Annotated in this window: 19 protein-coding genes and 1 riboswitch; of the genes, 18 read left to right on the top strand and 1 reads right to left on the bottom strand. The window is 47.4% G+C overall.

Annotation, left to right across the window (positions count from 1 at the left end):
• Positions 1 to 12 precede the first annotated feature (12 nt).
• The 18 genes from atpE to MCG98_RS15230 all read left to right on the top strand — a co-directional run bounded on the left by atpE (position 13) and on the right by MCG98_RS15230 (position 18,077).
• Positions 13 to 240 carry an ATP synthase F0 subunit C gene (gene atpE, locus MCG98_RS15315; RefSeq protein WP_028529613.1) on the top strand — a complete coding sequence of 76 codons (228 nt, stop codon included), beginning with the start codon at positions 13 to 15 and terminating at the stop codon, positions 238 to 240.
• 21 nt (positions 241 to 261) lie between these two features.
• On the top strand, positions 262 to 765 hold the full coding sequence (gene atpF, locus MCG98_RS15310; protein ID WP_240302755.1) for a F0F1 ATP synthase subunit B: 504 nt from the start codon (positions 262 to 264) through the stop codon (positions 763 to 765).
• Entirely contained in the window at positions 746 to 1,249 is a 504-nt protein-coding gene (gene atpH, locus MCG98_RS15305; RefSeq protein WP_240302754.1) for an ATP synthase F1 subunit delta, read from the top strand. The genes atpF and atpH overlap by 20 nt, the downstream gene beginning before the upstream one ends.
• Positions 1,246 to 2,757 carry a F0F1 ATP synthase subunit alpha gene (gene atpA / locus MCG98_RS15300; protein WP_345891677.1) on the top strand — a complete coding sequence of 504 codons (1,512 nt, stop codon included), beginning with the start codon at positions 1,246 to 1,248 and terminating at the stop codon, positions 2,755 to 2,757. Before atpH ends, atpA begins: the two co-directional genes overlap by 4 nt.
• Positions 2,758 to 2,763: 6 nt before the next feature.
• Positions 2,764 to 3,645 carry an ATP synthase F1 subunit gamma gene (atpG, locus tag MCG98_RS15295; RefSeq protein WP_240302752.1) on the top strand — a complete coding sequence of 294 codons (882 nt, stop codon included), beginning with the start codon at positions 2,764 to 2,766 and terminating at the stop codon, positions 3,643 to 3,645.
• Between the two features lie 37 nt (positions 3,646 to 3,682).
• The gene (atpD, locus tag MCG98_RS15290) at positions 3,683 to 5,098 is read left to right on the top strand and encodes a F0F1 ATP synthase subunit beta (protein WP_240302751.1); all 1,416 of its coding nucleotides are present in this window, start codon (positions 3,683 to 3,685) and stop codon (positions 5,096 to 5,098) included.
• A 15-nt stretch (positions 5,099 to 5,113) separates the two neighbouring features.
• Positions 5,114 to 5,521, top strand: coding sequence for an ATP synthase F1 subunit epsilon (atpC, locus tag MCG98_RS15285; RefSeq protein ID WP_240302750.1), 408 nt, complete (start codon positions 5,114 to 5,116; stop codon positions 5,519 to 5,521).
• A gap of 190 nt (positions 5,522 to 5,711) precedes the next feature.
• A riboswitch (cobalamin riboswitch) is annotated at positions 5,712 to 5,916 on the top strand.
• A 100-nt stretch (positions 5,917 to 6,016) separates the two neighbouring features.
• The gene (locus tag MCG98_RS15280) at positions 6,017 to 6,922 is read left to right on the top strand and encodes a hypothetical protein (protein ID WP_240302749.1); all 906 of its coding nucleotides are present in this window, start codon (positions 6,017 to 6,019) and stop codon (positions 6,920 to 6,922) included.
• 206 nt (positions 6,923 to 7,128) lie between these two features.
• Entirely contained in the window at positions 7,129 to 9,219 is a 2,091-nt protein-coding gene (locus MCG98_RS15275) for an NlpC/P60 family protein (RefSeq protein WP_240302748.1), read from the top strand.
• Between the two features lie 230 nt (positions 9,220 to 9,449).
• On the top strand, positions 9,450 to 10,385 hold the full coding sequence (fba, locus tag MCG98_RS15270) for a class II fructose-1,6-bisphosphate aldolase (protein WP_028530323.1): 936 nt from the start codon (positions 9,450 to 9,452) through the stop codon (positions 10,383 to 10,385).
• A gap of 342 nt (positions 10,386 to 10,727) precedes the next feature.
• The gene (locus MCG98_RS15265) at positions 10,728 to 12,047 is read left to right on the top strand and encodes an aspartate kinase (RefSeq protein WP_240302747.1); all 1,320 of its coding nucleotides are present in this window, start codon (positions 10,728 to 10,730) and stop codon (positions 12,045 to 12,047) included.
• A 109-nt stretch (positions 12,048 to 12,156) separates the two neighbouring features.
• A complete protein-coding gene (gene pyrH, locus MCG98_RS15260) occupies positions 12,157 to 12,858 on the top strand; it encodes a UMP kinase (RefSeq protein WP_240303463.1) in 702 nt (233 codons plus the stop codon).
• Between the two features lie 25 nt (positions 12,859 to 12,883).
• Positions 12,884 to 13,435, top strand: a complete 552-nt coding sequence (gene frr, locus MCG98_RS15255; RefSeq protein WP_240302746.1) for a ribosome recycling factor — start codon at positions 12,884 to 12,886, stop codon at positions 13,433 to 13,435.
• Positions 13,436 to 13,655: 220 nt separating this feature from the next.
• Positions 13,656 to 14,381: an isoprenyl transferase gene (locus MCG98_RS15250; protein ID WP_240302745.1), complete on the top strand. Its 726-nt coding sequence runs from the start codon at positions 13,656 to 13,658 to the stop codon at positions 14,379 to 14,381.
• Positions 14,363 to 15,154, top strand: coding sequence for a phosphatidate cytidylyltransferase (locus MCG98_RS15245; protein ID WP_240302744.1), 792 nt, complete (start codon positions 14,363 to 14,365; stop codon positions 15,152 to 15,154). Before MCG98_RS15250 ends, MCG98_RS15245 begins: the two co-directional genes overlap by 19 nt.
• Before the next feature lie 13 nt (positions 15,155 to 15,167).
• Positions 15,168 to 16,310, top strand: a complete 1,143-nt coding sequence (gene dxr / locus MCG98_RS15240) for a 1-deoxy-D-xylulose-5-phosphate reductoisomerase (protein WP_240303462.1) — start codon at positions 15,168 to 15,170, stop codon at positions 16,308 to 16,310.
• Positions 16,294 to 17,598 carry an RIP metalloprotease RseP gene (gene rseP / locus MCG98_RS15235; protein WP_240302743.1) on the top strand — a complete coding sequence of 435 codons (1,305 nt, stop codon included), beginning with the start codon at positions 16,294 to 16,296 and terminating at the stop codon, positions 17,596 to 17,598. The genes dxr and rseP overlap by 17 nt, the downstream gene beginning before the upstream one ends.
• A 17-nt stretch (positions 17,599 to 17,615) precedes the next feature.
• A complete protein-coding gene (locus MCG98_RS15230) occupies positions 17,616 to 18,077 on the top strand; it encodes a heme-degrading domain-containing protein (protein WP_240302742.1) in 462 nt (153 codons plus the stop codon).
• Between the two features lie 79 nt (positions 18,078 to 18,156).
• Here MCG98_RS15230 and MCG98_RS15225 read toward each other — a convergent pair whose 3' ends face one another.
• The gene (locus MCG98_RS15225) at positions 18,157 to 19,398 is read right to left on the bottom strand and encodes a peptidoglycan-binding protein (protein WP_345891730.1); all 1,242 of its coding nucleotides are present in this window, start codon (positions 19,396 to 19,398) and stop codon (positions 18,157 to 18,159) included.
• Between the last annotated feature and the right edge of the window lie 122 nt (positions 19,399 to 19,520).

The raw sequence follows: 19,520 nt of genomic DNA, 5'->3' as shown, positions 1-19,520 counted from the left end.
GAGTGTTCAATTATGTCAACAACTTTAATCGCAATCGGAGCAGGAATCGCAGTTTTAACAGGTGTAGGTGCAGGCGTGGGTATTGGAATTGCCACGTCAAAAGCAACGGATGCAATCGCAAGGCAGCCGGAAGCAGAGGGAAAGATCAGTAAAGCACTTCTTCTGGGATGTGCACTTGCAGAGGCGACAGCCATCTATGGTTTTGTTATTGCGCTTCTGATCATCTTATTCTTAAAATAAATTGAAAGGCAGGTGAGGCAGATGCTTAGCCTTGACATTTATAACGTTGTTTTTACCGTTATTAACCTGATCATCCTCTTTTTGATATTGACAAAGTTTCTGATCAAACCGGTTTCGGCCATCATGGAAAAACGGGATTCAGAGATAAAGAACAATCTGGAAGCGGCAGATCATGCAAATCAGACTGCGAATCAGCTGAAAGCGGAATATGAAGCATCTTTGCATCATGCATACGAGACGTCTGAAGAAATTGTAAAAAAAGCGCAGGCCACAGCCAGGGAGGAAGCAGAGCGAATTGTTCGCGAGGCCAACGAGAAGGCTGGAAAAATCGTAGAAGAAGCAAATCGCTCCATCGCGATGAGTCGGGAAAAGGCGATGGAAGATATGCGCTCTCAGATCGCATCTCTGGCTATGACTGCTGCAGTTAAAATGCTGAGCGATCAGAGCAGAGAAGATAATGACCGTATGCTCTACGATTCATTTCTAACAAAAGCAGGTGAAGCCAATGACACAAACAGCAATTAATTATGCCAGAGTCTTGTTTGACCTTGCCATTCCCGGAGATGAGATTGCGCAGACAGAGGAGCTTCTGGATAAAGAGCCTCTCATTTTGAAAGCTTTAAAGAGTCCGGTTGTCCAGATGAAAGAAAAATACAGAGTGATTGACCGTATTTTCCCGGCAGAGTTACATAGCTTTCTGAAAGTGATCTGCAGTAATGACAGGGTTGATGACCTGCAGGAGATATTTCGGGAATACAGAAAATATGTACATACGCAGAATAGGACCGTGGACGCTGTGATTGAATGTGTGACACCGCCTGCGGAGGCGCAGGAAGAAAAAATCTGTGCCTTTCTAAAGAAAAAATATCATGCAAAACAAGTTGTCCTTGAGAAAATAGGGAAGCCGGAACTGATCGGCGGATTTGTTCTGCGTGTGAATGACGAGGAATATGACTGGAGCCTCAAGGGGAGACTTCAACAATTAGAACAAAAACTGACCCGGAGGTGAAAAGAGTGGGTGCATTTAGTTCAGATGAAATCATATCGATTTTAAAAAGCGAAATTGAGAATTTTGAAATAAACGAAAAAGCCACGGAAACAGGCACTGTTATCTGGGTCGGCGACGGTATTGCTACGGTTTATGGTCTGAACCATGTGATGTACGGTGAAATCGTAATATTTGAAAATGGTTTAAAAGGCATGGTTCAGGATATCAAAAGAAATGAGACCGGCTGTATTCTGTTCGGAAAAGAGGCAGGAATCCGTGAGGGGACGAAAGTCAGACGTACAGAACGCAAAGCAGGCATTCCAGTGGGAGAGGGCTATATTGGACGTATCGTGGATGCGCTGGGCTCTCCGATCGACGGCAAAGGAGAGATTCCTTCGGATGATTACCGCCCAATAGAAAATGAGGCGCCGGGGATCATTGACCGTAAGTCTGTCGATGTACCGATGGAGACGGGGATCCTGGCCATTGATTCCATGTTCCCGATCGGACGTGGACAGAGAGAGCTGATCATCGGTGACCGGCAGACCGGAAAAACATCTATTGCGATTGATACGATCCTGAATCAGAAGGGTAAGGATGTGATCTGCATCTATGCCGCGATCGGACAGAAAGCGTCGACAGTGGCGAAAGTGGTAAATACGCTTCAGAAGCATGATGCGATGGATTATTCGGTGGTCGTTTCGGCGACGGCCAGTGACTGCGCTTCACTTCAGTATATCGCACCGTATTCAGCCACGGCACTTGCGGAATATTTTATGTATCAGGGAAAAGATGTTTTGATCGTCTATGATGATCTGTCTAAGCATGCGGTCGCCTATCGTGCGCTGTCACTTCTGCTGGGCAGATCTCCGGGAAGGGAAGCTTATCCGGGAGATGTCTTTTATCTTCACTCCAGGCTTCTGGAGCGTTCCAGTCGTCTGAGCGATGAGAAGGGCGGAGGTTCGATCACAGCACTTCCTATTATCGAGACGCAGGCAGGAGATGTATCCGCATATATACCGACAAACGTCATATCCATCACAGACGGACAGATTTTCCTGGAAAGTGACCTGTTCTTTGCCGGCATGCGGCCTGCTGTCAACGTGGGACTGTCAGTATCTCGTGTCGGCGGTGCAGCCCAGACAAAAGCCATGAAAAAAGCAGCAGGCAGCGTCCGTATCGATCTGGCACAGTATCGGGAGATGGAGATTTTCACGCAGTTCAGTTCGGACCTTGATCCGGCTACAACAGAACAGCTGAAATACGGAAGTGGATTGATGCAGCTGTTGAAACAGCCGCTGTGCCAGCCAATGAGCCTGTCGGATCAGGTCATCACGCTGTGCGCGGCAACAGGCAAAGTGCTGCTCGATGTGGATGCAAAAGAGATCAAACAGTTTCAGGCTGATATGCTTTCATTTTTTGCGAGTGTACACCCTGAAGTTGCCAGGGAAATCAATGATACGAAGGTACTGACAGATGATTTGATGAAAAAGATTGTTGACATTGCAATAGAATTTAAGAACAGGTGACGGCATATGGCGAATACGAGAGAAATACAAAGCAGAATGCGGAGCATTCAGGATACCATGAAGATCACGAATGCCATGTATATGATTTCTTCGGCCAAGATAAAAAAAGCAAAAAAACGTCTGGAAGAAACAGAACCATACTTTTATACCATGCAGTCGACCGTGCACCGCCTGATGCGTCATGTAGGAGATGTGGAGCACATATATCTGGAGGGAAACACGGGGAAGGATCCTGCTGAGAAGAAGGTAGGCTATATCGTGATCACTGCAGACAAGGGTATGGCTGGTTCTTACAATCATAATATTGTTAAAATTGCCGAGGAGTGTATGAGGGAGACTCCGAATCATATGCTGTTCGTGCTGGGGCAGCTGGGACGACAGTATTTCGAGAAGAAGGGCATCAGCATCGATATGACATTTCGATACACCGTTCAGAAGCCGACGATGCATCGTGCGCGTGTGGTAGCTGAGAAGATGATCGATCTCTACCGTAACAAGGAATTGGACGAAGTCCGGCTGATTTTCACCAAAATGACGGGTGCCGTACAGTCCGAAAACGATGTGATCCAGCTTCTTCCAATGAAGCGGATCAAAGTCAGTGAAGTACCGGTGGATGTGCATATGGAAGAGGTTTTGTTTCTGCCCTCGGCAGGTGAGGTACTGGAACACATTGTACCGAATTATCTGGCGGGCATCCTATACGGCGCGCTTGTCGAATCGTATTCCTGTGAGCAGAATGCCCGCATGATGGCGATGCAGGCGGCGACGGACAGTGCAAGGGATATGCTCAGAGATCTTTCGATAGAGTTTAACAGAGTGCGGCAGGCGGCGATCACTCAGGAAATTACAGAAGTCTGCAGCGGTGCAAGGGCGCAGCAGTCAAAATAGCATCATAACATTGATAAAAGAGTGGGAAGTGGATAGAATGAAAAAAGGCAAAATTGTACAGGTCATGGGGCCTGTAGTGGACGTAGGGTTTGAAGACAATGACCTGCCGTATATCAAAGATGCCCTTGAAGTCGACAACGGCGGAAAACGGTGCGTGATGGAAGTGGCACAGCATATCGGCAACAACACGGTCCGCTGTATCATGCTTGCGGCGAGTGAGGGACTCAGAAGGGATATGGAAGTCCTTGCAACAGGAAGCGGTGTGAAGGTACCTGTGGGCGCTAAGACGCTGGGGAGGCTGTTTAATGTCCTTGGGGATACGATTGACGGAGGCGATGAGAAACTTGACAGTGAAGAACACTGGGTCATTCACCGGGATCCTCCCAGCTTTGAGGACCAGAGTCCGGTCGTGGAGGTGCTGGAGACAGGAATTAAAGTCATTGACCTTCTGGCACCTTATGCAAAAGGCGGAAAGATCGGTCTGTTTGGAGGTGCAGGCGTCGGGAAAACGGTGCTGATTCAGGAACTGATTCATAATATTGCGACAGAACACGGAGGATATTCTATCTTCACAGGTGTGGGTGAACGCTCACGTGAGGGAAACGATCTGTGGTCGGAGATGAAAGAGTCCGGAGTTCTGGAGAAAACAGCACTGGTATTTGGGCAGATGAACGAGCCGCCGGGAGCTCGTATGCGTGTTGCGGAGACCGGCCTTACGATGGCGGAGTATTTCCGCGATCAGGAACATCAGAATGTACTGCTGTTTATTGATAATATTTTTCGTTTTGTACAGGCGGGTTCTGAGGTTTCTGCACTGTTGGGACGTATGCCGTCCGCAGTCGGATATCAGCCGACCCTGGCAAATGAAATGGGAGAACTGCAGGAGCGAATCGCTTCTACAAAGGAAGGATCTGTCACCTCGGTACAGGCGGTATATGTACCGGCGGATGACCTGACAGACCCGGCTCCGGCGACAACATTTGCGCATCTGGATGCGACTACGGTACTCTCAAGGAAGATCGTGGAGCAGGGTATCTATCCGGCAGTGGATCCTCTGGAGTCTACTTCCAGGATCCTGGAAGTAGAGGTCGTTGGTGAGGAGCATTATGAGACAGCCAGGAAGGTACAGGAGTTTCTTCAGAAATATAAAGAACTTCAGGACATTATCGGTATTCTTGGTATGGAAGAACTTTCTGAAGAAGATAAACTGACAGTATACCGTGCGCGTAAGATACAGAAATTCCTGTCACAGCCGTTCCACGTAGCAGAGAATTTTACGGGTGTTCCGGGAAAATATGTACCGATCTCAGAGACGATCCGTGGTTTCCGTATGATCGTTGACGGGGAGATGGACGAATATCCGGAGACGGCATTTTTCAATGTCGGGACAATTGATGAGGTTATCGAAAAAGCAGAAACAGAATCTTCTGACAGTCAGAAGGTCGGTGCATAGCGGGAGAGTGATTCCATGAGTACATTTAGAGTCTCCATCATAGCAACAGATAAAATATTTTACGAAGGTCTGGTCAAAATCCTGATACTGCCGGCTATGGACGGAGAAGCCGCTGTCATGGCACACCATGAGGATATGGTAATGGCGGTGGTCGCCGGCGAGATGCGTTTTCAGACGGAGGACGGAAACTGGACGGATGTGGTGGTCGGCACGGGGTTTGTGCAGATGATCAATAATCGTGCGCTCGTTCTGGTAGACACTGCGGAACGCCCGGAGGATATCGATATTGTAAGGGCGAGGGAAGCAAAGGAGAGGGCACAGGAACAGCTTCGCCAGAGGCAGAGTCTGGTGGAGTATTACCATACGCAGGCGTCTCTTGCAAGGGCCATGTCCAGGTTGAAGGCGGCCAGTAAGCATAAATAACGGAAAAAGGAGCAGAAGAACCTGGAAGGGTTCTTTTGTTTTTTATCAGTTAAAAATATACAGGAGTCATCTTGAGCATACCGATAGAATGGAAAACTGGAGTAATGCTTCTGTTTCATATGTGATTAAAACGGAAAATTATTCAAAAAAAAGATAAAAGTTCGTAATTTATTGATAGTAAAAAAGTTGACGAAATATTATGCAATACTGTATTATATATATAACACAAAACTTAATATTGCAGTGAAATTATTAGGAATGTGGTGCAAATCCACGCAGTTTCATCCCTGCTGTAAGGAGGACGAAGAAAGCTTTATACCACTGGCTTATGCTGGGAAGGTGCTTTTGGAGGAAGAATCCGAGTCAGAATACTAACAAGATATGACCACCAGACAATTAGGATCCGAGGCATGAACGGAGGCTTATTTTTTGTACTCTTTTTTAGGATTGGGCAGTAATTGGATATCGGATTTATAAAACGAAAGTCGGTACATTATGAAAAAACTCTTAATGATTGTAATTTTTATCATGCTGTTTCCCGTAACTGTCCAGGCAGATGTTGCCCCCAAGAGACAGGTAAACATTGCGTTTGAAAACATGCCGGAAACTGTTTTTTATGCCACCTTGATCTCGCCGGTCCCATGTACTGGCCGGTATGGTCCGACTGCCAAAGACGGAGGATATGATTTATACGATTCCGATGACCGTGAATATGATATATGGAAAGCATTTGCAGAGTTTGGTGATGAGGATGGTATGCTTTTTCAACAGTGTTTTGAAAAATGTTCTGACAGCGGACAATTTAGATGGTTTGAACGTCCCCCTCACAGATTTAAAATCTTGTTGTATTTTCCGGAATCCGACAACTATGCAGTAAGTGATAAGATCTACAGCCAATATGCGTTTTACAGTAATTTTGTGGTTGATCTTAACGGTGTGGATAGTTCAGAGGCCATGGTTCTGGGGTCTGAGACAATACAGAAAAGTAATAATTATAAACCTGAAGTGACATCGGCTGCTGCATGTATGGCTGCTACTATCATATTAGAGCTACTGATTGGGCTTTTGTTTGGATATCGGACAGGGCGTGAAATAAAGATTATCATCATAACAAATGTGCTGACACAGTTGTTCTTAAATATTCTTCTTGTGACGCTGGAAATACATCAGGGTCCATGGGCATATATATTCCATTATATCTGGATGGAGGTACTTATAACCGGAACAGAGGCCGTAGTATACCGGGAATGTTTAGGCACTTCCATCAGTAATGGAACTAAAAAGGGGAAAAAGCCTGTGGTATATGCTGTGGCTGCAAATCTGTTCTCTTTCGGAACGGGCCTGATATTCATGGGAGTATTGCAAAAAGTATTCTGGCTGATCAGGATCTTGAGACAATAAAACATGAGTGTTTTTGCGTAACGAATAATTTTACGCTGTTCACAAAAAAGACACATATGTATTCCAAAATGGAATGAAAAAAACTTGCATTCTGGTGTAAATTGGAATAGTATATAAATAATGATGTATTATTGTGTGCATTGTTAAAGCATATTAGAAATGCATGAAGAGAGTATATTGAAACTGGAAAGGATAAGTGAATCGACATGCACAAAAAAAGAATATATAGGGCACTGGCGATTGCGATCTCGGTAAGCCTGATCTTACCGTTTTCGTCTCTTGTAGGAGCTGAGGCGGAGGATGTTTCGGGGACAAGTCCGCCAGTGGAGACGGTAGAACCGGAACCGCCGGAAGAGCCGACCCCTGAGCCGACCCCAGACCCCACGGAGGAACCGACCCCTGAGCCGACCCCGGACCCCACGGAGGAACCGACCCCTGAGCCGACCCCAGACCCAACGGAAGAACCGACCCCGGAGCCAACGGAGGAACCTGCGCCGACCATAACGCCGACCCCGGAGCCAACGGGGGAGCCTGCGCCGACCGTAACTCCGACACCGGAGCCGACACCGACGGTAACGCCGGAGGCGGAAGAGACACCGGAACCCGAGGATGAGCCGGAGCCGACACCAACGCCGAGCCCCTACAATTCTAATGAAGAACTGATCGCTTCTCAGGATATCATCGTTCCGCCGATCATCGTAGATACGTTCCGTTTTACAACGGTTGATAAAGTATATGCGATCTGCCAGGCAGACGAGATGAACGTCTATGAAGAGAAGAGCGAAGATGCCCGCGTTGTGGGGACCATGAAAAAGGACGGGCTTTGCTTTATTCTGAAGGAAGAAGGCACTGACAGCGAGTGGATTTATATTGAATCCGGAGTTGTCAGAGGATTTGTGAAAAAAGCTGATCTGATGACTGATGACGAAGCAGAGAAATTTGTCAGTGAAAAGAAAGAAGAAAACCTTCTTCTGGCGGAATCACTGATCGATCCCCTGGAAAACGCTGCACTTACTTATACAAAGACGACGGTCCGCGAGACGATCGTATCCAAGGAATACGCGCTGGTCACCGGCGAGAACATCAACATCCGTGAGGAGATGAATACGGATTCCAGGATCATCGGGGTGCTCCCGAAAGACGGTCTGTGCTTTATTCTTGCAGATGATCTGGACGGCTGGGTGTTCGTAGAGTCGGATAACGTCAGAGGATTTGTAAAAAAAGAACTGCTCACAGCCGGCGAAGAGGCGAAGAATCAGGTGGCAGCGACCGGCGGCTGGACAGATGAACAGGAACAGCAGTATCAGGATACACTGAAAGCATACCGCGAAGCTGATAAGGCGCTGGACGAATATGAGGCAAGCGAAGACAGGACCGACGAGAAGACACAGGAACTCAATCAGGTATTCGCGGAAGCAAAAGAAGCCAGAGAAGAGGTTGTGGAAGCAAAAGATGCGGCACTGTCCACTGGCGAAGAGAATTATACCCTGGCTGAGGAGAAGATTGCCCCTGCTGAAAATAAGGCCTGCTATTATACATTGACTTCTGTAAAAGATGCGAGTGTATCCAGTGTTATCGGTACGTCAATGGTTGAATTTGCAAAACAGTTTCTTGGAAATCCATACGTATGGGGAGGAACAAGCCTGACAAACGGAGCAGACTGTTCCGGATTCGTTCAGCAGATCTACGCACATTTTGGATACTCACTTCCGAGAACATCGAGAGAACAGGCACAGTACGGGACACAGATACCGATTTCGGAAGCACAGCCGGGAGACCTGATTTTCTATGCGAATAACGGTACGGTTTATCACGTGGTGATGTACATGGGCAACGGACAGGTTATACATGCCAGCTCCAGTACGACCGGTATTATCACATCCGGGATAAACTACAACAATGCTGTCTGGGCAACCAGACTGATATCAGAAAATGATTCAGACAAGATTGAGGCTGTCAACGCGAAGTCCCAGAGCTACGGTGCTTCCTATCTTCTGGCGACGAGTGACCAGTATGGAGAGGTACTCGGGAACTTCAAACTGACGGCATACTGTAACTGTTCCATCTGCTGCGGTAAGTGGGCAGGCGGACCTACGGCGAGCGGAACAGCTCCGACACAGGGAAGAACTGTAGCTATGGCCGGTGTACCGTTTGGGACAAAGCTGATCATCAATGGAAGGATCTATACCGTAGAGGACAGGGGAACGCCTTATGGACATGTGGATATCTATATGAACGATCATGACGAGTGTAATCAATTTGGTGTTCAGTATGCACAGACATACTTATTGAAGTAAGGAAACAGAGAAGATTTGCAAAGGAGGCCGGAATTCGCGGCCTCTTTTTGATTGAGGGCAGAGATTTGTAACAGTCTTATAAAAAATATAAAAGATTTATTGCCATTCTCCCCTGAATTAGGTATAATGTATAAGACCAAGATTTTTAGAATTATACGCAACAGTTCAGAACGGGATGCGCCGTTCTGAACTGTTAAAAATCATGAAACAAAAGAAAGGATGGTATTATTATGGCATTAGTTACAACAACAGAAATGTTTAAGAAAGCTTATGAAGGCGGTTACGCTATTGGTGCTTTCAATGTAAACAACATGGAAATCGTTCAGGGTATTACGGAAGCAGCAGGAGAATTAAACTCTCCATTGATTCTGCAGGTTTCAGCAGGAGCAAGAAAATATGCGAACCACACATACCTTGTAAAATTAGTAGAGGCAGCTCTGATTGAAAATGATATCCCGATCGCACTTCACCTTGATCACGGTGCAGATTTCGAAATCTGTAAATCCTGTATCGACGGTGGATTTACATCTGTTATGATCGACGGTTCTCATCACTCATTTGAAGAGAATATCGAAGTGACAAAAAAAGTTGTAGAGTATGCACATTCTAAAGGTGTAGTGGTTGAAGGCGAGCTGGGACAGCTGGCAGGAGTAGAAGATGACGTTAACGTATCTGCAGAAGATGCCAAATATACACATCCTGATGAAGTAGAAGAATTCGTAGACCGTACAGGCGTTGATTCCCTGGCGATCGCTATCGGAACAAGCCACGGTGCTTTCAAGTTCAAACCGGGACAGAAACCAGTACTGCGTTTCGATATCCTGGAAGAGATTACAAAGCGTCTCCCGAACTTCCCGATCGTTCTTCACGGTGCATCCAGCGTATCTCAGGAATATGTTAAGATTATTCAGGAAAACGGCGGGAATCTGGCTGATGCTATCGGTATTCCGGAAGATATGCTTCGCCAGGCTGCAAGAAGCGCTGTTTGTAAGATCAACATCGATTCCGACCTGCGTCTTGCTATGACTGCAGGTGTAAGACAGGTTCTCTGGAACAAACCGGAAGCATTTGACCCGAGAGAATATCTGAAAGTAGGACGTCAGAATGTAAAGGACGTCGTTGCTCATAAGATCACAGAGGTTCTGGGAAGCAACGGAAAAGCCTGAGATCAGGCGTTTAACAGGTAAAAATATGGTCGGCAATCCCGTTATATGCGGGTTTGCCGGCCATTTTGTATGTTTTCACATGTTTTGGTGCATATTGGCTTGACTTTGAAGAAAAATTAAGCTAAATTGTAACTGTTCGGGACGGCGCATCTTCTTGACCGAAAAAGCCGGTCATGAAGCATCGGATGTCCATCCGATCTGGAAATTGGTACGAAAAAGCGACTTACAGGCAAGCTTGACGCTGCTTTTTCGTACTAATTTCCCCGCCGTCCTGAACCGTTACGCTAAATTATTTTTTAGCAGTCAAACTGGAGCTTTATATACAAACCGGAGGAGAATACCATGAAAAAAGTAGTGAAATTTGGAGGAAGTTCGCTGGCCAGCGCAGAGCAGTTTCAAAAGGTCGGCAATATCATCCACGCAGATAAAGACAGAAGATACGTCGTGCCGTCAGCGCCGGGAAAGCGCTTTTCTGAAGATATCAAGGTGACGGATATGTTGTATGATTGCTACCGCGCAGCTGAGGGCGGCAAAGAGTTTTCCAAAAAATTGCAGAAAATTCAGGCGCGTTACCAGGAGATCATCAGTGGATTGAAACTGGAACTGTCATTGGATGAAGAGTTTGACCTGATTGCCCGGAATTTTAAAGAGCAGGCGGGAGAAGATTATGCGGCTTCCAGAGGAGAATATCTGAACGGCATCGTGATGGCAAATTATCTTGGCATGGAGTTTATCGATGCCGCAGAAGTAATTTTCTTTGATGAGAATGGAAACTTTGATGAGGTAAAAACAGATAAATGTCTGTCTGAACGTCTCGAGGGTGTGGAATCTGCAGTAATCCCGGGATTTTACGGAAAGCGTGCAGACGGAGTCATCAATACGTTCTCCCGGGGCGGTTCAGATATCACCGGTTCTATTGTGGCGAAGGCAGTAAAGGCTGATCTATATGAAAACTGGACGGATGTTTCCGGCTTCCTTGTAACAGATCCGCGTATCATCGCAAATCCGGAGACGATCGGCACCATTACTTATAAGGAACTGAGAGAACTTTCTTATATGGGCGCTACAGTCCTGCACGAGGATGCGATCTTCCCCCTCAGAAGCGCCGGAATCCCGATTAATATCCGCAATACAAACCGTCCCCAGGACAATGGGACAATGATCGTAGAAAGTACCTGCAGCAAACCGAAGTATACGATCACTGGTATTGCAGGCAAAAAAGGATTTGCCTCCATCAATATTGAAAAAGATATGATGAATTCAGAGATTGGGTTTGGCAGAAAGGTCCTTCAGGTATTTGAAGAAAACGGTATCAGCTTTGAACATGTTCCCTCCGGTATAGACACAATGACTGTATATGTGCATCAGGATGAGTTTCAGGAAAAAGAGCAGAGCGTGATCGCAGGGCTGCACCGCGCAGTACAGCCGGACACGATCGAGCTGGAATCTGATCTTGCGCTGATTGCTGTAGTTGGAAGAGGTATGAAACGCAACCGCGGGACAGCGGGAAGAATCTTTTCTGCACTGGCACACGCGCATGTAAATGTTAAGATGATCGACCAGGGTTCGAGTGAGCTGAACATCATCATCGGTGTTGAGAACCGTGACTTTGAAGCTGCGATCAAGGCTATTTATGATATTTTTGTGACTGTGTGTATATAAGATGAGATCACAGAAGGGCGGGGAACTGATCACCTGCCCTTTTTTCAATTAATACTACCCAAACAGAAAAAAAGTTGATATAATGGGAATTATAAAAAGTACAAGGAGTATCCCTATGAAAAGAGTGTTACTTAAATTAAGCGGAGAGGCTTTGGCCGGGGATAAGAAAACCGGATTTGATGAAGCCACTGTGACTGAGGTCGCCAGGCAGGTTAAGGTACTGTGTGATGAAGGTATTAAAGTGGGTATTGTGATTGGAGGCGGCAATTTCTGGCGGGGCAGAAGCAGTGAGAATATTGACCGCACGAAGGCTGACCAGATTGGAATGCTGGCGACAGTGATGAATTGTATTTATGTTTCTGAAATTTTCCGCTCACAGGGTATGCAGACATCGGTTCTGACACCTTTTGAGTGCGGTTCATTTACAAAATTATTTTCTAAAGACCGCGTAAATAAATACTTCGATCACAACATGGTCGTTTTTTTTGCTGGCGGAACGGGCCATCCGTACTTTTCCACAGACACTGCAACCGTACTGCGGGCAGTAGAGATTGAGGCGGAGACGATCCTTTTGGCGAAAGCGGTGGATGGCGTCTATGACAGTGATCCGAAAGATAATCCGGATGCCGTGAAATATGATGAGGTTAGCATTCAGGAAGTGATCGATAAAAAACTGGCGGTCGTGGATATGACAGCCTCTATTCTCTGTATGGAGAATAAGATGCCGATGATCGTCTTTGGTTTGAATGAAAAAGACAGTATTGTCAGTGCTGCACACGGAATCATCACCGGAACGAATGTAACGGTATAGAGAAAATAGCAGGAGGAAAGAAGACATGGATGAGAGAATTCAGGTGTATGAAACAAAAATGGGGAAAACATTGTCCAATCTGGAGGGAGAGCTCGGTACGATTCGCGCCGGACGTGCAAATCCGCATGTACTGGACAGAATTGTGGTAGACTATTATGGAACCCCGACTCCGATTCAGCAGGTTGCCAATGTGACGGTGCCCGAGGCCAGGATGATCCAGATCCAGCCATGGGAAGCTAATATGGTAAAAGTGATAGAAAAGGCGATCATGACTTCCGATCTGGGAATCAATCCGACGAACGATGGAAAACTGATCCGGCTGGTGTTTCCTGAACTCACAGAGGAACGCAGAAAAGAACTGGTGAAGGATGTCAAGAAAAAAGGAGAGGCAGCCAAGGTTGCTGTCCGCAATATCCGAAGGGATGCCAACGATGCGATGAAAAAACTTGCAAAGCAGGATGTGTCTGAGGATGAGATTAAAGAACTGGAAGAAAAGGTCCAGAAGATGACGGACAAATATATCAGGGAAATCGACGGGGCAATTGAAGTAAAATCCAAAGAAATTCTTACGGTATAATGATTGCACAGAGTGCAATCCACAGCAACCGCGTTGCTGTGCCGTTGCTACGCAGCGGATTATACCCGGCAGGCCACGGCTTGAAAAACAAATATCCTGCGGGCTGCTTGTTTTTCTGCGCACGTGGTATAAAGAGGTGAGGGGCACCGCAGCATGGAAAGGATCCGTGGTCCGGTGTCCTTTTTACGTAAAACAGGGACAATGAGAGGAGACGTATCGCATGAATGTGCCGAATCATATAGCGATTATTCTGGACGGCAATGGCAGATGGGCGAAAAAGAGAGGGATGCCCCGAAGTTATGGACACGTAAAGGGGTGTGAGAATCTTGAGACGATCTGTGAGAATGCCAAGGAACTGGGGGTAAAATATCTGACCGTCTACGCATTTTCCACGGAAAACTGGAAACGCTCAAAAGAAGAGGTGGATGGCCTGATGAGGCTGTTCCGAAATTATCTGAAGAAATGCCTGAAAATATCCAGGAAAAATGATATGCAGGTCCGTATTATCGGTGACTATACGGCATTCGATCAGGATATCCAGGACAGTATCGTGAAGCTGGAAGAGTTTTCCAAAGATTTTCAGACACTTCATTTCCAGATTGCACTGAACTACGGAAGCCGGGATGAGATGCTGCGGGCAGTGAACCGTATGCTTGCGGATCAGAAAGAGGGACGCCTTCAGGGAGAGGTAACGGAAGAAGTGTTCTCAGGATACCTGGATACTGCTGGTATTCCTGATCCTGACCTGATGATCAGGACGAGCGGAGAGCTGCGGTTATCCAATTATCTTCTCTGGCAGATGGCGTATACAGAGTTCTATTTTACGGATGTCCCATGGCCGGACTTCAATAAAGCAGAATTAATACGGGCAATCGAAAAATATAATGATAGAGACAGAAGATACGGCGGTGTGAAGGAGGGGAACACATGTTCAAAACAAGACTGATCAGCGGCATTGTGCTGGTACTGGTTGCGCTTCTTACAATTTCAGGCGGAGGGCTTGTATTGTTCGTAACGCTGCTGGGAGTTTCCGTGATCGGCATGGATGAACTGATGCGCGCTATGAATGTGCGTACTGAGAAGTTTAATCTCCTGGAACTGACCAGCTTACTGATGATCATCGGATATTATCTGATGTTATATTTTGAGCAGGAAGAGTATCTGCTGCCGGTGCTGCTTGCCGGTCTGGTGCTGAATATGTTTGTCTATGTGTTCACGTATCCGAAATATCATGCAAATCAGATCATGGCTGCATTTTTTTCTGTAGTTTATGCAGGAGTCATGCTGTCTTACATCTATCAGACCAGAATGATGGAAGAGGGAGTGTTTCTTGTATGGCTGATCTTCATCTGTTCCTGGGGATGTGATACGTGCGCCTACTGTGTCGGAATGTTGATCGGTAAGCATAAGATGGCACCCGTTTTAAGTCCGAAAAAATCGGTGGAGGGAGCCGTGGGGGGTGTTGTGGGTGCAGCACTTCTGGGCGCTGTCTATGCAGTTGCTGTCAGGACGGGTATATTAGAATACGCACTGATCTGTGCAGCAGGTGCGCTGATTTCCATGGTTGGGGATCTGGCAGCCTCTGCGATCAAACGAAATCAGGAAATCAAAGATTACGGAACACTCATACCGGGACACGGGGGAATTATGGACCGGTTTGACAGCGTGATTTTTACAGCGCCTGTGATCTATTATCTGGCGCAGCTTCTGATCGGTTAGAAGGAGTTATATGATGAAAAAAATTGCAGTTTTGGGTTCCACAGGCTCAATCGGCACGCAGACTCTTGAGGTCGTGCGGGAGAACCGGGATATTGAGGTGGCAGGACTGAGTGCGGGCAGGAATATAGAACTTCTGGAACGCCAGATTCGTGAATTCAGGCCAGGAATAGCTACTGTCATGGATGAGAAGGACGCGCGTGCACTGCGGGTTGCAGTGGCGGATCTTCCGGTGAAGGTCCTTTCCGGTATGGAAGGTCTGATTACGCTGGCTCAGATGGAAGAGTCGGAGCTTCTGGTGACGGCTATTGTCGGTATGATCGGTCTGAAGCCCACGGTTGCGGCGATTCGTGCCGGAAAAGATATCGCACTGGCAAATAAAGAGACGCTGGTGACGGCGGGACATCTGATCATGCCTCTCGCCAGGGAAAACGGCGTTTCCATCCTGCCGGTAGACAGCGAACACAGCGCTATTTTTCAGGCGCTTCACGGAGAAGACCCACGGGAGGTCAGCCGGCTTATCATCACGGCATCCGGCGGACCATTCCGCAATAAGACCAGAGAAGAGCTGGAACATGTCCGGGTAGAGGACGCATTGCGTCATCCGAACTGGGCAATGGGACAGAAGATAACAATAGATTCTGCGACACTTGTAAATAAAGGTCTGGAAGTGATGGAAGCAAGATGGCTGTTTGATATGCAGCTTTCGGAAATACAGGTGGTTGTTCAGCCGCAGAGCATTATTCACTCCATGGTGGAATTTCAGGACGGTGCTGTGATGGCGCAGCTCGGGACACCGGATATGAAGATACCGATTCAATATGCTCTTTATTATCCGCACCGGCGATGTCTGCAGGGGGAGCGGCTTGACTTTTGCAAGCTTAAGGAAATCACTTTTGAGGAGCCTGACACCAGTGTACTGCGCGGGCTTCCGCTCGCAGTCCGGGCCTCACAGGAGGGCGGTACCATGGCTACAGTATTCAATGCGGCAAATGAACGTGCCGTGGCAAAATTTTTACGGCGTCAGATACGTTTTCTGGATATTTATGAAATTATCGAAGAAGCTATGAACAGACATCAGGTTATGGTACATCCGGATATTGAGGAGATCCTTGCAGCAGAACAAATGACTTACGAATGGATTGAAAGCAGGTGGTAATATTAAGATTTTCATAGCGATCGTGATTTTCAGTATTCTGATACTGTTTCACGAACTGGGCCATTTTTTACTGGCTAAGAAAAACAAAATTGTGGTAGAAGAATTTTCGCTGGGCATGGGTCCGCGGCTTTTTGGATTTACCAGGGGGACGACGAGGTATTCTCTGAAACTGTTCCCGTTTGGCGGTTCCTGTATGATGAAAGGTGAGGACGGAGAAGATGATGAAGAGGGTTCCTTTAACCATGCCCCGGTCTGGGGACGGATCAGCGTGGTTCTGGCAGGACCGGTATTTAACTTTATCCTGGCCTTTGTTCTCGCGGTCATTGTGATCGGGATCGTCGGATATGATCCGGCAGAGATTATCGGATTTCCGGAGGGCTCTCCTGCTCAGGAAGCAGGACTGCTCGAGGGAGACATCATTAAAGAGATCAACGGAAGCAATATCGATGTCGGACGGGAGATTTATAATTATGAGACTTTTAAAGGGCTGAAAAACGAGCCTATGACGCTTCAGGTTGAACGGGACGGTGAGGAGCTTGAGATTTCCTATCAGCCATATCATCAGACGCGTTACATGCTTGGATTTAATTATGTGGCGGATAACAACCCTGCACAGGTGACTTCGATAACGCTGAATCTTCCGCTTCACAAAGCAGGCATGCTGGCCGGAGATATCATCACGTCGGTGGATGGCACGAACGTGGCCAGCGGAGAGGAGCTGGCGGCGTACTTTGAGGAACATCCACTCGAAGACCAGCCGGTTACACTGACGTATGAACGCGACGGAAAAGAGAAGAGCGCGGAGGTCGTTCCCGTCACACATACCAATGTAAGCCTTGGATTTTATTATAATATGGCACGTGAAAAGACAAATCTGCCCGGCATTATAAAATACGGTGCCATTGAAGTGAAATACTGGATCAAGACGACGGTACAAAGTCTTGGAATGCTGGTTACCGGCAAGGTTACGGTCAATGATATGTCAGGTCCTGTCGGTGTGGTGAATGTCATCGGGGATACGTATGAAGACAGTAAATCGGAAGGTGCGCTGATCACATGGCTGAGTATGTTCAATATCATGATCCTGCTGTCGGCAAACCTGGGTATTATGAACCTGCTTCCGATACCGGCGCTGGATGGAGGACGTCTTGTCTTTCTGGTCATAGAAGCGGTCCGCGGAAAAGGGATCCGGCGGGAAACGGAGGGAATGATCCATTTTGTGGGGCTGATGCTTTTGCTGGCACTGATGGTTTATGTGACATTTCATGATATTACGAGACTATTCTAATGAAAAGAGGTTGTTATATGGAAGACTTGAAAGAACTGCAGAAAAAATGCAAGGAGCAGGAGGCGGAATATCAGTTTCCTTCCTTTTCGAGAGATGACGCCTGGCGTCTGGGAGAAATGCTGATCGATGCAGCGAAGCAATTCGACGGCGGCGTTGCTGTCGGCATTGTTCTGAACGGGCTGAAGGTGTTTCAATTTGTGACTGAGGGGGCGACAAGGCATAACACACAGTGGCTGGACCGTAAAATAAATCTGGTCACGCAGTTTCACAAATCGTCCCTGCATGTCTATGCCGACTTTGAGCTAAAAGGCATCACACTGGAGGGTGAGCGCCTCGATCCTATGGATTTTGCAATGTGTGGCGGCGGATTTCCTCTTACCATAAAAAATGTGGGTGTGGTGGGCGCGATAGCCGTATCCGGTCTTCCGCACCTGGAGGACCATCAGGTCATCATCGATGCACTGCAGAAGTGGTTTTAACGGCTGAATGACGAGAAAGAGCCTGAGAGCAGCTTTAAGCTGCGCTCGGGCTCAAATGATATCCGGCATTCCGCTTCGTCTAATTTAATTCTGCTATCCTGGTGACACCTACAAAAATTTCCTGAATCTTATACCACGTCGCATAATCAACGATTCCCGTCACGGGCAGCCGGAATGTTCGCTGAAAGACTTCCACTGCTTCCTGTGTGTTCTCGCCGTAAATGCCGTCGATGATGACAGGCGGTATCGCCGTATAGACTTCTGCGATCGTGTTCAGCTGTTCCTGCATCTGCAGCACTTTATCTCCGCTGGCTCCGATCGTCAGATTGTATCCCGGCCAGGAGGAGGGAACCCCCGAGATTTCTTCGGCAGTATTGATGTATATGTCTTCGCCGTAATAGTATCGAAGGATATCGATTGTCGAATATCCCTGATCCCCCAGGTACTTGGAACCCCACTGGGTCATGGCATTCGGGCATTGAACCCGCTGGCCGTCGCAGTATTGTGTCAGGATGGGCTGGCGAACATTTGGTCTGGACAGGTAATTGGCAAACACTTCGTCGACGATGCCAGAGATATCGTCGAAAATATTTCTGCCGTAGATCCATTTGTGATCAAACGCCGTCGATGACGTGATCGTGAAATCATAGCCTTTGTTGCGGTACCATTCTGTGTAGACTCGGTTCAGGGTGAATGACATAATGGCAAGCACATTGGCGCGTATGGTGTCGGTAGGCCACGTTGCGTAGATTTCACTGCAGGCTACATTTTTTATATAGTCCCGGTAACGGACATAATAATTCTGAGCTGTTGGATCATCAGGAGCGCCGTCATGGACCACGACGAATTCCGGCACCACAACACGGCTCAGGACGATTTCTCCCGTTTCGTCCATCGGTTTTATTTCATCCTCGGGTATTTTGGGAGGATAGTCTCCGAAAAGAGTGTGCGCGGGGATCACGATCAGCCTGTAGTCATCTATCTGCTGTGAGGGCTGCATGCGCACGGGCTGGACAGAGACGACATCCGGAAGAAGTTCCGTGCCGCTGATCTCTACAGGTTCATATCCCTCGGCGCGGATGGTCAGGTTGTATTCTGAATAAGGCTGATTCGGCTGGGGCTCCAGACTGTATTCCAGCGGGGGTGTCGGGAGTTCCAGAACAGGTGTCTGGCCGAGAGAATCCGTCTGTACCTCTTCGATCACCTGATCCGGTTCCCCGGTATAGGAAATTCTGATCGTGGCGTTTGCGATCGGGCGGTTTTGAAGTGCAGCATTGACAGTGATCTGAAGTCCGCCTCTGGACAGGGATTCCTGCTGCATGGCCTGCATCGTGGGAAAGTTCATAATTGCCTCCATAGTTAACCGTTGGTTTAGTATATGCAGCAGAAGGCCCTTTTGTCCGGCGTTTTTGTGTTTGCAGCATAAAAAACCCTGTATTCGTT

The organism is Ruminococcus sp. OA3, assembly GCF_022440845.1.
GTDB lineage: Bacteria > Bacillota > Clostridia > Lachnospirales > Lachnospiraceae > Ruminococcus_G.
The sequence above is the reverse complement of the archived record's forward strand: the minus strand, read 5'-3'. Positions and strand labels throughout refer to the sequence as shown.